Source organism: Dactylosporangium salmoneum (genome assembly GCF_039532525.1).
Lineage (GTDB): Bacteria > Actinomycetota > Actinomycetes > Mycobacteriales > Micromonosporaceae > Dactylosporangium > Dactylosporangium salmoneum.
In genome coordinates this window covers 1-12643 of sequence record NZ_BAAARV010000147.1, presented here as the reverse complement: position 1 = coordinate 12643, position 12643 = coordinate 1, and the positions used below count along the sequence as shown (strand labels likewise).

The following is a 12643-nucleotide window of genomic DNA, read 5'->3' as shown; positions in this document are numbered from 1 at the left end:
GACGCTGCCCGACTCTGACACGTAAATAACGGTGACCACCGTGTTCGTGACGGAGCGTGAGCGCTGGTAGGCGCGACCGGTGATGATCGCTGTGGTGCGGTATTCGTTGGTGTGCCGGCTACGCAGGGATGTCGATCGGGCTGAGGGTTACGGCGAGACCGCCCGGCGCGGACCGCAGGTCGCGCAGGGCGTCGTGCAGCCCGTGCCGGTTGCGCAGGCCAGTGAGGTCGTCGGTGTCGAACATGTCCGTCAGCCGGCGCCACCACCAGGTGAACGCGGCGACCTGGAGCACTTCGACGATGGCGGCCAGTAAACCGCGACGGCGGCGTTGATCCGCGCCGCGACCGCGGCGAGAGCCTGCACGGCAGCGTCGTGCGCGGTGGCTGCCACGCGCCCTGGTCAGCGATAGGTACGGCTCCGGAACCAGGTCGGCTGCGGCCAGGTGACCGGTGCTGAGCTCGAGAGCGAAGTAGTCTTCTGCGTGTGCAGGTTCCGTGGTTGCAGGCCGCCGACGCGGAGGCGATCCTGCGGCCGGTCGTGCCGGGCTGCCGCGTGGCGGAGGTGGTGCCGCGGCCCGGCGGGGAGGTAGTCCGGGTCTTCGAGGTGCGGCTGGAAGGGCAGCTCCGCCCGCTCATCGTCAAGGTCTACGCGCAGCGGTGGCGGTGGAAGCTCGCCAAGGAGGTGTACGTCTACCGGCAGCTGGCCCGGCGCGGCGTCACCGGCATTCCCCGAGTGCTGCACGCGGAACCGGCCGGCGTCCCGGCGCTGCCGCTGCCGTTCGTCGTGCTGACCCTCCTCGACGGTGAGCCCCTGTCCGCGGTCGCCGGGCGGCTGTCCGAGGCTGCTATCGGCTGCGTCTACGAGCAGATGGGTGAGCTGCTGGCGGCCCTGCACCGGGTCCGGTGTGGCCGCTGGGGGTACATCGTGACCGGCATCTACGATCCGAAGCCGACGAATGTCGCCTACATGGAGGCCGAGTTCGCCGAGAAGCTGCAGCGTTTCGCCGACCTCGGTGGCGACCCCGCGCTGTGCGAGGCGGTCGCCGCGCACGCACTCCGGCACGCGGACGTGCTGGCGGCGTGCCGGACGCCGGTGCTGTGTCACAACGATTTCCACGAGGGCAACGTCCTCGTGGCCGGAGAGGGCGATCGGTGCACGCTCACCGGCTGCATCGACGTGGAGAACGCGGTCGCCGCGGACCCGCTGCTCGATATCGCCAAGACCGAGTACTACGCGATCCGCGGCGACGACAACCGTCGCGACGCGCTGCTGCGCGGCTATGGGCCGCTGCCGACCGGCTGGCCCGAGCGCGTCGCGGTGTACCGGGTACTGCACGCCGTCGACTTCTGGAACCACTGCGCGGCGGCGGGCCGTCGGGCCCAACTGCCGGCCGTGGCCGCTGACATCGAGACGATGCTGCGCGGCGAGCCCCTCGGTCCGTGGCGCTCCGGTTAGGCTCCGAGCGTACGCGTGAAGTCCGGCGGAATGACGAGGTCCTCGGGCCGTAGCTCGCCGATCGAGGCTCGGCCGAGGCCCATCAGGCCGGAGTCCAGGCCGCCGCGCAGGATGTCCAGGACGTTCTGCACGCCCTTCTGGCCGTTGGCGGCCAGGCCCCACAGGTAGGCCCGGCCGATCATCACCGCGCGAGCGCCGAGGGCCAGGGCCTTGACCACGTCGCTGCCGCGGCGGACGCCGCCGTCGAGCAGGATCTCGATCTGGTCACCGACGGCGGCGGCGATCGACGGCAGGACGCGGATCGGCGCCGGGGTGCCGTCGAGGTTGTTGCCGCCGTGGTTGGACACCGAGATCGCAGTGACGCCGGCGTCAACGGCGCGGCGGGCGTCGTCGACGCGGGTCACGCCCTTGAGCATGAACGGGCCGCCCCACTGCTCCCGCAGCCAGGCCACGTCCTCCCAGCTGGGCGGCGCGGACTGCATCCAGTCGAAGTACGCCCCGAAGAAGGTCGGCGGTTGCTTGCCCTCATCGGCCATGTTCGGCACGCGCAGGTCCGGGACGTGCCGGGCCTTGACGAACTTGGCGAGCCACCGGGGATGGGCCAGCGCCTCAGGGGCGAAGCGCAGGGCCTCGCGGAGGGTGAGCCGCTCGGGGATGTGCGGGCTGCCCCAGTCGCGGCCGTTGGAAAACGACCAGTCGAGCGTGGCGATGACGCCGACCGCGCCGGCCCGGCGGGCGCGATCCATCCGCGCGGCCATCTGCTCACGAGTGCCGACCCAGTACATCTGGAAGAACGTCTGTGGGTTGGCCTTGACGACCTCCTCGATCGGCTTGCTGGCGAACGAGCTGAGGCCCATCGCCGTGCCGCGGGCGGCGGCGGCGCGGGCCACGGCGACCTCGCCGTCGGGGTGCACGGCCTGGACTCCGGTGGGCGAGATGATCACCGGGAGGGAGATCGACTGTCCCATGACGGTGGTGGCGAGGTCGCGCTTGGCGGGCAGACCGGCCACGTGGGGTGCGAGGCCCAGCGCGTCGAACGCGGCCTGGTTGTCCTCCAGCGTCAGTCCCTTCTCGGAGCCGGCGACCAGGGCGCTGTACACCGACTTCGGCAGGCGCTTGCGGGCTCGGCGCTGAGCGACGGCCACCGTCTCGAACCATCCGCTGCTCATGTGCTACTCCGATCGAAAGGACGGCCGCCCGCGATAACGGGACGGACTGCGGAAAGCGTGCGGTGGCGAAGGGAGCCGAACCACACGCCACTGCCGTAGGCGATGTCGTCGGCGATCGACGCCGCGGTGAATCGGACCGGGTCCAGCCGGGGACGGTGCCGGCACCAGTCAGCCAGGCCGGGGCCGAGCAGCAGCGAGGCTGCGGCGAGCCGGCGGGTCCACGGGCGCCGCTCGTGCCGGACCGCGGGCGTGAGGACCGCGGCGAGCAGGAGCGGCGAGGCGAACTGGACGCTGTAGCGGCCGAGGTTCAGCCAGGTCCGGTAGGTGGCGCCGAGCATGGCGGGCACGGCAGCGCGGACTGGACCGCCGGGCACGCCAGCCCGGTGCAGCGTCCGCGCGGCTGAGGCGACCGCCGCGGTGAACCCGGCGGCGGCGGTCAGCGGCCGACCGGCGAGCAGGGCGGCGACGGTCACCGTCGGCAGCGCAGACACGACCAGCGGCGGCATCTCGGCCGGGTGCCGCTGGGCCAGCTGCGGGGCGGAGCTGCCGTACCGGAATCGCCGCGACAGCAGCGCCGGCCAGGTCCTTGGCTCGTCGTGCTGCACCTGTACCGCAGGGTCGTACCGGATCCGCCAGCCCGCGCGGTGCAGCCGCCAGATCAGGTCGACGTCCTCGCCGATGGCCATCGCCGGGTCGAACACGTCGCCGCCACGGGCCACGTCGAGCAGCGCGGCCCGCCGCACCACCAGCGCAGCCGTCGGGACGTAGGCCACGCGGGTCAGCGGCACGACCCGGGCCTCGCGGTCGCCGAGGTCCAGGCTGCCGCAGGCCTGGTTGTAGCGGCCCACGGCGGTCACCGGCGCGGTGGTGGCCAGCGGGACGATCCTTGGCGCGGCGACCGCGACCAGCGGGTCGGCCAGGTGCGCGGCGAGCCGCTCGATCCAGCCGGGCACGGGAACGCAGTCGCTGTCAACCATGACCACGATCTCGGTACCGGCGTGCCGCAGGCCGGTGTTGCGGGCGGCACCCGCGCCGCCATTGCGGGGCCGGTGCACGATCGTGGCGCCGTGCCGGGCGGCGACCGCGGCGACCGCGCGCGGGTCCCGGGAGCCGTCGTCGACGACGATTACCGGGTAGTCGCGGCCGAGCCCGGCGAGGCAACGGTCGAGCTGCGGTACCCGGTCGCGCACCGGGATGACCACGGTCGCGTCGGGCGGCTCGCGCAGCGCCGGTGGCCGCGGATGCAGCAGGCCGGCGTCGGTCAGCTTGCGGGCGAGGGCGCCACCGGCGGCAGTGGTGACCGAGCCGCGCCGCAGCTCGTTCAGCGCGCGGCGCCCGGCCGGCGCCAGCCGCAGGATCCGCGGTGGCGCACCGCCTGACAGCGTCGCAGCGTCAAGAAGCCGCGTGCCGGGATCGAAGGCCACCCCGAACCCGATCGTCAGTGGCGGCGGCTTCACAGTCCCAGGCCCCCGTCGACCGGGACGACCGCGCCGGTCATGCCGCTGCCGCCCGGGCCGGCGAGAAACGCCAGCACGGCGGCGACTTCGGCCGGGTCGAGCAGGCGGCGCATCGGCTGCTGCGCGGCGAAGGCCTTGGCGTCGGCGAGGCCGTAGATCCTGGCGCTCTCGTCGAGGATCGACGTCGCGGTGGAGCCGGGGCTCACCGCGTTGGCCGTAACCCCGGTGCTGCCCAGCTCGACGGCGAGCGCCCGGATCAGCCCGGTGACGCCAGCCTTCGCGGCGCAGTACGCGGCGAGCATCGGCAGGCCGCGGGTCGCGGCGGCCGAGGCGACCGCGAGGAACCGCCCGGACCGGGGCTCGGGCCGGCGCAGCAGTGCTGGCACGGCGGCGCGGGCCAGTGACACGACGCCACCGAGGTCGATGTCCAGGACCGCCTGCTGCCGGACCGCCGGCATCTGCCATAGCGGCGTGCCGCCGGCGATGACCCCGGCTACCGCGACGGCGGCGTCCAGGCCGCCCCAGATGTGTTCTGCCGCGAGTACCGCCGCATCCACTGCCGCCGGATCACGCACGTCCGCGACGAACGCGCGGACCCGGCCCGGGTCCCCGGCGTGCCGGTTGCCCTCCGCGACCACTGCCTCGAGCTCGTCGCGCGATCCCATTGCGTACGGCAGGTCGGGGTTGTCCTCGGCGACGTCCACCGCGAGCACCGACCACCCGTCGTCGACCAGCGCCAGCACCGTGGCCGCGCCGATCCCACGGGCGGCGCCGGTCACGAGCGCGACCCGGCCGTCCATGCCGCCACCTCCTCGATCAGCCGCCCAGCGAGCGCGTCGAGCAGCAGCGATCCCTCCGCCGCGGTCGAACCCGCCGGATCGCCGAGCACACCGGAAGGGCTGACCGACCGGAGGCCGCCGGCCCGCAGCAGCGGCATGAGCTCGCCAATCGGACGCAGGTCCCCGGTCACTGCGTCGGCCATCGACACACGTTCCGGTGTCAGGGAGAGCACCATGGCCGTCTCGGTCCGGCCGGCGTGCGGCTCGCCTTCCCAACGCGGCATGTGTACCCGCACGTCGCGCGACTCGGCACGCAGCCGCTCGACCGCGCGCGTCACCGCCTCGGCGTTGCCGCCATGGGCGGAGACGAGCAGGATCCGGCCGAACGTCTCGCAGGCGGAGCGGACGAGCCGGGTCACCAGACGTTCCAGCACGTTCTGGCCGATCGACAGCGTTCCGGCGAAACCGGCGTGCTCGTCGCTGGCGCCGTACGGCAATGGCGGGGCGATCAGGATGTCGTCGCGGGCGGCGGCGAGCCGGCGGCACAGCGCGACGGCGACGTCCGTGTCGGTGGACAGCGGCAGGTGCGGGCCGTGCTGCTCGGTCGAGCCGAGCGGGACGGCGAGGATCGCGCCGGCCGCGGCGCGCTCCCGCACGACCGGCCACGGCAGGTCGGCCACCCAGGCGGACACGGCAAACGCCTCCCTCACGGTGCGAACAGCGTCGACACGGCCGGTGCGACGTCAAAGCTGATGGGTGATGCGGCCGAGCCGCGGTCGTGCTTGCGCAGGCGTCGTCCCGCGTCAGGCCGGCGAGAGTCCGGTCAGGGGGTTCTCGTCGCAGGCGCGGTCGGGCCGCCGCCGGGTCAACGTGACCGGCACGAGACGGCCGCGGTGCGAATGATCGGTCGACGGTCGGGGTACCTCGCCAAGTGCGGCGGCGGCCAGGGCGGCCTGGCCGTGTCCCTTGACGCACTCCGGGTCCGGGCCGTCGAGTGGCAGCCCGGTGAAGAACTTGGCGGCCATGCAGCCGCCGCGGCAGGCGTCGTACGCCGAGCATGAGTGGCACGCGCCGCCGGTCTGCGGGCGGCGCAGGTCGGCGAAGAGGGCCGACTCGCGCCACACGCGCGTGAACCCGCCGTCGGTGCGAACGTTGCCGGCGAGGAAGTTCTCATGGATCGCGAACGGGCAGGCGTACACGTCGCCGACCGGGTCGATCAGGCAGACGACCCGGCCTGCCCCGCACAGGTTGAGCCCGGGCAGTGGCTCGCCGTACCCGGAAAGATGGAAGAACGAGTCGCCGGTGAGCACCCCTTCGCCCTTGGCGACCAGCCAGTCGTAGAGGACCCGCTGCTGTGCGGCAGTCGGATGTAGCTCATCCCAGACGTCGGCGCCGCGGCCGGACGGGCGCAGCCGGGTGATGCGCAGCTGGGCGTCGAAGCGATCGGCGATCGCCTTGAACGCGTCCAGCTGGCTGACATTGTGCCGGGACGTCACCACGGAGATCTTGAACCCGCGGAATCCGGCGTCGGCGAGGTGCCGCATGGCCTGCATCGCGGTGTCGTAGGAACCTGCGCCGCGCACCGCATCGTTGACCTCGGCGGTCGCCCCGTCCAGGGAGATCTGCACGTCGACGTAGTCGCTGGCGGCGAGGCGGCGGGCCACCTCAGGCGTGATCTTCACGCCGTTGGTGGAGAACTTCACGCCGACGTGGTGGGCGGTCGCGTAGTCGACCAGCTCCCAGAAGTCGGGACGGACGGTCGGCTCGCCGCCGCCGATGTTGACGTAGAAGACCTGCATCCGCTCCAGCTCGTCGATCACGGCCTTGCACTCGGCGGTGCTCAGCTCGCGCGGATCGCGCCGCCCCGAGCTGGACAGGCAGTGCACGCACGACAGATTGCAAGCGTAGGTCAGCTCCCAGGTCAGGCAGATCGGCGCGTCAAGCCCGTGCTGGAACTGCTCGACCAACGGCAGTGGGGTGCCACTCACGCGCCCTCGGTCCTCTCACAGATCATGTGTGACCCCGCGAGTGTCGCCAGAGCCCGGTGGTACGTGGGCAGCTCCTCCGAGCGCACGCCGGCCGACCGGCAGGCGTCGTCGGCCGTCTGGGCGTCCGCCAGGCCCTTGACCACCGTGAGCAGCGTCGGGCTCTTCAGGAACGACAGACGGCGGGTGCCGAAGTGGTAGAGCAGCGCGCCGAAGCGCTCGGGCCGGACCGAGACCTGCGGGTGCAGGCGCCATGCGGCCTGCGGATCGAAGCCGTCCGGCCTCGACTCAGTAGACACCGCACATGCCGTCGATCGACACCTCCTCGACGAGGAGGTCCTCCTCGACGAGGGTCTCGTTGACCATCGCGTGGCCCTCGACCACGACTGGCGCATTTTGCGGTTCGGTGACAATAATCGCCGACTCCAGGGGTGGATTCATCAGGTGCTCCTTGCGTTGACGGGGGTGCGCCGCTCCATATATTCGTCACTCGGTGATGAATATATGGACGGTAACCCGCAGGCGCGTCCTCCACAAGAGCTCGGCGGTGCCGGAGTGCACCGGTCGAGGCCGGTGCAGGAGACTGCATCCATGACCGAGTCTGTTCCGCGCCGTGGACGGCCCCCCGGCACGAGCCGGCGTCAGCTGGAGCGCATCGCGTTGCGGCTCTTCGCCGAGCACGGCTTCGATGAGACGACGGTCGATCAGATCGCCACCGAGGCGGGGATCAACAAGCGTTCGTTCTTCCGGTACTTCGACTCGAAGGCCGCCGTGCTGTGGGGATCCTTCGACGCGGAGGTCGACGCGTTACGCAGGGAGCTCGCCACGGTGCTGCCCGGGACTCCCGTCATGGAGGGTATCCGCAAGGCGGTGGTGGCCGTCAATCACTACCGGGCCGAAGACGTGCCCGAGCTGCGTGAACGGATGAAACTGATCGGGTCGATCCCCGGCCTCAACCTCGGCGCGGCGAAGCACTATGACGCCTGGGAGCGGGTGGTGAGCGAATACGTCGCCCAGCGGGTCGGCCAGCCAGCCGACTCGCTCTACCCGCTCGCGGTCGGGCGAGTCACGCTGGCGGCGTGCCGGGCCGCCTACGAGCGGTGGGTCGCCCGCGCCGACGCGAACCTCACTGTGTACCTCGACGCCGCGCTGATCGCGCTGGCCGCGGGCTTCGCCGAACACACCTTCACTGAGGAGCCGATGCCGCGCCGCCACAACGCGGCGTCGTGACTACTGGCGTATTTCCTTAGCCTGAATCCACCGGCTGGCCTTGGGTCGCGGCCGCCGTCCAGCGTTGCATCGATTGCTACTGATCGGATGTCGGTGGGGCGTGATGGGTCCGCCGGATGCTCCGGCGTGCTCCGTGGTGGTGGTCGGGCCCGAGGTGGGCGGTTGGTCTGGGTCAGGCTGTGGCGGGTGGTGCGTGGACACGGTCGAACAGGGCCTGCCGTGGCTGCTGCCAGGGCCAGTGGGCGGGCAGGTGCAGGACGAGGCGGCGGGCTCTGCGCGCCAGTCGGGCTGGGATGGTGATCAGCTGTCGGCGGATGGTGGCTGTTCGGGCGGTGGCGTAGCGGGGGCTGGTCAGGCAGCCGGCGGCGCGGAGCAGGTTGTGGGTCATGGCGGCCAGGGTCAGCCAGGCGGCGTTGGCGGCGAACCGGCCGGAGGGCAGGTGCGCGAGGGGCCCGTCGATGAGGTCGGCGAAGACCTGTTCGACGACGGCGTGGCCGCGGTGGGTCAGGTCAGCGTCCACTGTGGAGTCGGTGGTGTCGGTGAGGAAGGCGTGATACCGCCACAGCGGGAACAGTTCCTCCTGGCCTTCGGGGGCGGGGTTGCGTTCCTTGACGCGGCGCACGACGAGTCGGGCGGTGATCTTGTGGCGGGTGGACTCGAACGCGGTGTAGACCGTTTCGGCGACCTCGGCCTCGGAGATCCAGGCTCCGGTGTCTTCGTCGAGCACCGCGCCGGGGTAGCGCACCGGGGTCCACGCCTGTTCGTCGATACTGGCGATCGCCGTGCGGAGTTTGATGTTGGACTGCAGGGTGAGGGAGAAGTTCGCCCCGGTCTTGCGGCAGGCCGACGCCACGGCACCGGAGCCGAACGCTGAGTCGGCGCGGACCAGGACCCGGCCGGTGACACCGCAGGAGCGTGCGGTGCGGACGGCCTGCGTGACGAGGGATGCCGCGCCGCGGGCGGAGCCGGCGGTGCCGCCACGCAGCCGGGTCGCCGCGATCACGGGTGCGGCCGTGGTGGTGCTGATCGTGGCGACCAGCGGGGACAGGCCGCGCAGCCGCACGTTGTATCCGCCGACCTTGGCATGCCCGAACCCGGCGCCCTGCTTGGCGTGGCCGTAGACCCGCCGCAGCAGCGAGTCGACGTCGACGTACGCCTGTCTCGCCGCGCCGGGCAGCAGCGGCGTGGCCGTGGCGAGGGCGGCCAGCAGGTCCCGGGCAGCGGCCTCCAGTTGCAGGGCGTGGCCCCAGGTGAACAACCGCAGGAACGACCCCAGCGTCGAGGGTGTGTACACCCCGCCGAACAGTGTGGCCATCCCGCCGTGCCGCAGCACGTTGAGGTCGTCGATACCGTCCGCGCCCGCGCACATGCCGGCCACGACCGCTGCGGCCTTGCCGCCCGGGTTCGACCCCGTCGACAGGTCCGGCCGCACTCGCGCTGCGACCAGCCCGGCCAGACCGACCAGCTCGGCCAGACCCATCACCGGGACCAGCCCGGCACACGACACGAGATTCGCCTCGTCGAACACCGCGTCCACCGCACGGCGCGCATGCAACAATTGCACCTACGAGATGCCCTCTCGACCTGGGTGATGGAAGCTTAGCCTCGATCCGTGGATCGGGTCGGTCTTGATGGCGCCGGGGGACGGCGTGGAGAGCGTGAGAGTGCCCTTCGGGCTGCGATGATCGGGTTTCTCTAGGACCTGACCGGCGCGGAATAGAAGGACACTCTCGGTGCAAGGATCTCATGTCTGGCGCGCGGACAGCGCGGTGTTCGACGAGGGCAATCTCGTGTCGTACGCGGGGCTGGTACCGCTGCTGGAACTGGCCGGGCAGGCGGGATTGTCGCCGTTGCTGGACGAGCACGTGCGGTTCGCCGATGAGCGGGTCAAGTCCGGGGCTGCCAACGCGACACCGAAACTGACCTCGATCATCGCCGGGATGGCCGCCGGCGCGGACTGCATCGACGACCTCGACGTCATCCGCGCCGGCGGAACGAGCAAGCTGTTCAGCGGCGTCTACGCCGCCGCGACGCTGGGAATCCTGTTGCGGGAGTTCACCCACGGCCACGCTCGGCAGCTATCGGCGGTGCTGCGCCGGCACCTGCTCGCCCTCGCCGCACGTACCCCGCTGCTGGCCGGCATCGACGAGCGCGTCTTCATCGACATCGACTCGCTCCTGCGCCCGGTATGCGGCCGCGCCAAGCACGGTGCGTCGTTCGGCCACACGAAGATCGCGGGCAGGACCGTGCTACGCCGGGGCCCGTCCCCGCTCGCCGTCACCATCAGCACCCGCAAAGCGGCGCCGGTGCTGGCCGGGGTCCGGTTACGTGCCGGACGCGCCGGCTCCGGCAAGGGCGCGGCGAGCATGGTCACCGAAGCCCTCAACACCGCGGTGGCGGCCGGCGCGGACCCGGCGAACATCCTGGTCCGCGGCGACTCCGCGTACTGCTCCGGCAAGGTCGTCACCGCGGTCGTCACGGCAGGAGCGCAGTTCTCCCTCGCCATCACCCGCAACCGGGCCGTCGACGCCGCGATCGCCGCCATCGACGACGAGCAGTACACACCGGTGCGCTGCCCCGGCGCCATCATCGACCCGGACACCGGCGCGCTGATCTCCGACGCCCAGGTCGCTGAAGTGCCCTACACCGCGTTCGCCGGCACCCGCCACGAGACCACCGCCTGGCTCGTCGTGCGCCGCGTGCTCGACGCCAACACCCAGGACCCGCTGTTCCCAGTCTGGCGCTACCACCCCTTCTTCACCAACACCACCGAGCCGGTGACCGACGCCGATCTCACCCACCGCCGGCACGCCATCTGCGAAACCGTCTGGTCCGACCTCATCGACGGCCCCTGGGCACACCAACCCTCCGGCTCCTTCGGCGCCAATGCCGCCTGGACCATCCTCGCCGCGATCTGTCACAACCTGCTACGCGCCGCCGGCACGCTCACCGGCACCACCCGCTACGCCAAAGCTCGCGGCGCCACCCTGCGCACCCATCTGATCAACATCCCGGCCCGGCTCGCCCGCCCCCAACGCCGCCCGATCCTGCACCTGCCCGCACACTGGCCCCGCGCCCGAGCCTGGCACAACCTCTGGAACGCCGTCTTCACCACCTGAGGCGGGTCCAGCCTCTGCCGCGCGCACCACCACGCAACACCCACCCCGCACCGACCACATCAGGAACCGAGCACGCTGGATCGACGGCCAGCAGCACAGCCACGCCCTCAACCCAACAAGATCAATTCGGCCTCATCCAAAGACCAACGCCAGCGCCGATCCACGTTTTCGGAGCACTGCTGTGGATCTTCGCGTCCGTCTGGCTGCTGCTTCAGGTCGCCCTCATGGTGCTGACGGTGGCCGTGTCCGGCCATGCGCCGATCATGTTCGACGTGGTTTCGGCCGCAGTGGGTGTCCTGGTATTTCCGACGGTACTCGCGAGCGTTGTCCTTCTGATCTGGAGACAGCGCCTGGCCTGGGTACGGGTCTCGGCGGCCGGCTTGGAATTTGCCGCAACCCGTCGGCAGCCGGTGTTCCTGCCATGGTCGGCGGCCCAGACGGTGCGGCTGCGCTATCGCGGCCCGTTCACCGAACTACTCGTCATGCCTACCAGCCTTGACGCCGCTGCCGTGGCACCGATCTGGGCGTGGGCACCGCAGCTGCACCGCCGGTCGGATGCCCCCGCCTTCGTGGTCGACGTCGGCATGATGACGCCCGGGCCATCCGTCTTGCTGGACGAACTCGACCAGCGGCTGGCTGCCCGCGGTTGACGCACTCCGCGCACCGAACGGATCGTGGCTCACAGCGGCACCCGTCATCCTCCGTCAACTACGCCTGCACCACCCGACAGCCGGTAACCGGTAGCCGAAGCGTTACTCGGAATAGCTCAGTGTGGACTCCTCGATCGTGCGGGCGCACCAGCACGCGGCCGGAGCCCCGAAAAAGGGGGATCCCACGGGAGCCGGGCGTCGTGGGGGCCCGGCGGTGGGTGCGCAGATCGGTGAGGCGATCGGCCGGTCCCGCGGCGGGCTGAGCACCAAGATGAACCTGGCCGTCGACGGCCGGGGTCGGCCGCTATCGATTCTGCTCACCCTGGGTCAGGCTGGTGACAACCCGCAACTACTGGCGTTGCTGGACCACATCCGGATCAACCCGCCCGGGCCCGGCGCGCCACGCAAGCGTCCGGACATGCTGATCGCGGACAAGGGCTACGCCCATGACTCGACCCGCCGAGCGCTGCGGCAGCGGCGGATCCGCCACACCATCCCCGAGCGCAGCGACCAGGTCGCCCGCCGCGCCGCCAAGGGCAGCAACGGCGGGCGGCCACCGACCTTCGACCGGGTTCTGTACAAGCGTCGCAACGTCGTGGAACGGTGCTTCAACCGGTTCAAGCAATGGCGTGACCTGGCCACCCGCTACGCCAAACGCGCCGCCATCTACCACGCAAGCCTGCTACTCATCGCCGCCATCATGTGGCTTCCATGATCGGCAGGACAGACCCTAGCTAGGCGGCCGGTTGCCAGAGGTGGATGACGCCGTCGCCGTCGGCGGAGGCCAGTCGGTCTGTGC

The 12643-nt window shown here is 71.3% G+C and carries 13 protein-coding genes and 1 pseudogene; 5 read left to right on the top strand and 9 right to left on the bottom strand.

The window, feature by feature from the left end:
* Positions 1-118: 118 nt before the first annotated feature.
* Positions 119-292, bottom strand: a complete 174-nt coding sequence (locus ABD352_RS57145) for a hypothetical protein (protein ID WP_344621100.1) — start codon at positions 290-292, stop codon at positions 119-121.
* A 191-nt stretch (positions 293-483) separates the two neighbouring features.
* On the opposite strand from ABD352_RS57145, the gene ABD352_RS57140 reads away from it, so the two are divergent.
* Entirely contained in the window at positions 484-1455 is a 972-nt protein-coding gene (locus tag ABD352_RS57140) for a phosphotransferase family protein (RefSeq protein WP_344621099.1), read from the top strand.
* On the opposite strand, the gene mftD is transcribed toward ABD352_RS57140, so the two are convergent.
* From mftD to mftA, 7 genes are all read right to left on the bottom strand, one after another.
* On the bottom strand, positions 1452-2624 hold the full coding sequence (mftD, locus tag ABD352_RS57135; protein WP_344621098.1) for a pre-mycofactocin synthase MftD: 1173 nt from the start codon (positions 2622-2624) through the stop codon (positions 1452-1454). The two genes, ABD352_RS57140 and mftD, sit on opposite strands and share 4 nt — an antisense overlap.
* Positions 2621-4081 carry a mycofactocin biosynthesis glycosyltransferase MftF gene (gene mftF / locus ABD352_RS57130; RefSeq protein WP_344621097.1) on the bottom strand — a complete coding sequence of 487 codons (1461 nt, stop codon included), beginning with the start codon at positions 4079-4081 and terminating at the stop codon, positions 2621-2623. Before mftF ends, mftD begins: the two co-directional genes overlap by 4 nt.
* Positions 4078-4881, bottom strand: a complete 804-nt coding sequence (locus ABD352_RS57125; RefSeq protein ID WP_344621096.1) for a mycofactocin-coupled SDR family oxidoreductase — start codon at positions 4879-4881, stop codon at positions 4078-4080. The genes mftF and ABD352_RS57125 overlap by 4 nt, the downstream gene beginning before the upstream one ends.
* Complete coding sequence (gene mftE / locus ABD352_RS57120; protein WP_344621095.1) at positions 4857-5552, bottom strand: mycofactocin biosynthesis peptidyl-dipeptidase MftE; 696 nt, start codon at positions 5550-5552, stop codon at positions 4857-4859. The genes ABD352_RS57125 and mftE overlap by 25 nt, the downstream gene beginning before the upstream one ends.
* A gap of 111 nt (positions 5553-5663) precedes the next feature.
* Positions 5664-6848: a mycofactocin radical SAM maturase gene (gene mftC / locus ABD352_RS57115; RefSeq protein ID WP_344621094.1), complete on the bottom strand. Its 1185-nt coding sequence runs from the start codon at positions 6846-6848 to the stop codon at positions 5664-5666.
* Positions 6845-7144 (bottom strand): mycofactocin biosynthesis chaperone MftB, encoded by a 300-nt coding sequence (gene mftB, locus ABD352_RS57110; RefSeq protein WP_344621093.1) that lies wholly within the window; start codon positions 7142-7144, stop codon positions 6845-6847. Before mftB ends, mftC begins: the two co-directional genes overlap by 4 nt.
* Complete coding sequence (gene mftA / locus ABD352_RS57105) at positions 7134-7286, bottom strand: mycofactocin precursor MftA (protein WP_344621092.1); 153 nt, start codon at positions 7284-7286, stop codon at positions 7134-7136. The genes mftB and mftA overlap by 11 nt, the downstream gene beginning before the upstream one ends.
* 3 nt (positions 7287-7289) lie before the next feature.
* On the opposite strand from mftA, the gene mftR reads away from it, so the two are divergent.
* Entirely contained in the window at positions 7290-8075 is a 786-nt protein-coding gene (gene mftR, locus ABD352_RS57100; RefSeq protein WP_344621091.1) for a mycofactocin system transcriptional regulator, read from the top strand.
* A gap of 172 nt (positions 8076-8247) precedes the next feature.
* Here the strand turns inward: mftR and ABD352_RS57095 are convergent, their stop codons facing one another.
* Positions 8248-9639: an IS1380 family transposase gene (locus ABD352_RS57095; RefSeq protein WP_344621090.1), complete on the bottom strand. Its 1392-nt coding sequence runs from the start codon at positions 9637-9639 to the stop codon at positions 8248-8250.
* Positions 9640-9808: 169 nt separating this feature from the next.
* Between ABD352_RS57095 and ABD352_RS57090 the strand changes: the two genes are divergently transcribed.
* From ABD352_RS57090 to ABD352_RS57080, 3 genes and pseudogenes are all read left to right on the top strand, one after another.
* Entirely contained in the window at positions 9809-11194 is a 1386-nt protein-coding gene (locus ABD352_RS57090; RefSeq protein ID WP_344621089.1) for an IS1380 family transposase, read from the top strand.
* A gap of 224 nt (positions 11195-11418) precedes the next feature.
* On the top strand, positions 11419-11844 hold the full coding sequence (locus ABD352_RS57085) for a hypothetical protein (protein ID WP_344621088.1): 426 nt from the start codon (positions 11419-11421) through the stop codon (positions 11842-11844).
* A gap of 115 nt (positions 11845-11959) precedes the next feature.
* Positions 11960-12559: pseudogene (locus ABD352_RS57080) on the top strand (IS5 family transposase); the annotation flags it as partial.
* Positions 12560-12643: the final 84 nt, after the last annotated feature.

Coding starts and splice junctions, on each gene's coding strand:
- mftD (WP_344621098.1), bottom strand. CDS start 2,624: ATGAGCAGCGGATGGTTCGAGACGGTGGCCGTCGCTCAGCGCCGAGCC.
- ABD352_RS57125 (WP_344621096.1), bottom strand. CDS start 4,881: ATGGACGGCCGGGTCGCGCTCGTGACCGGCGCCGCCCGTGGGATCGGC.
- mftA (WP_344621092.1), bottom strand. CDS start 7,286: ATGAATCCACCCCTGGAGTCGGCGATTATTGTCACCGAACCGCAAAAT.
- ABD352_RS57085 (WP_344621088.1), top strand. CDS start 11,419: ATGGTGCTGACGGTGGCCGTGTCCGGCCATGCGCCGATCATGTTCGAC.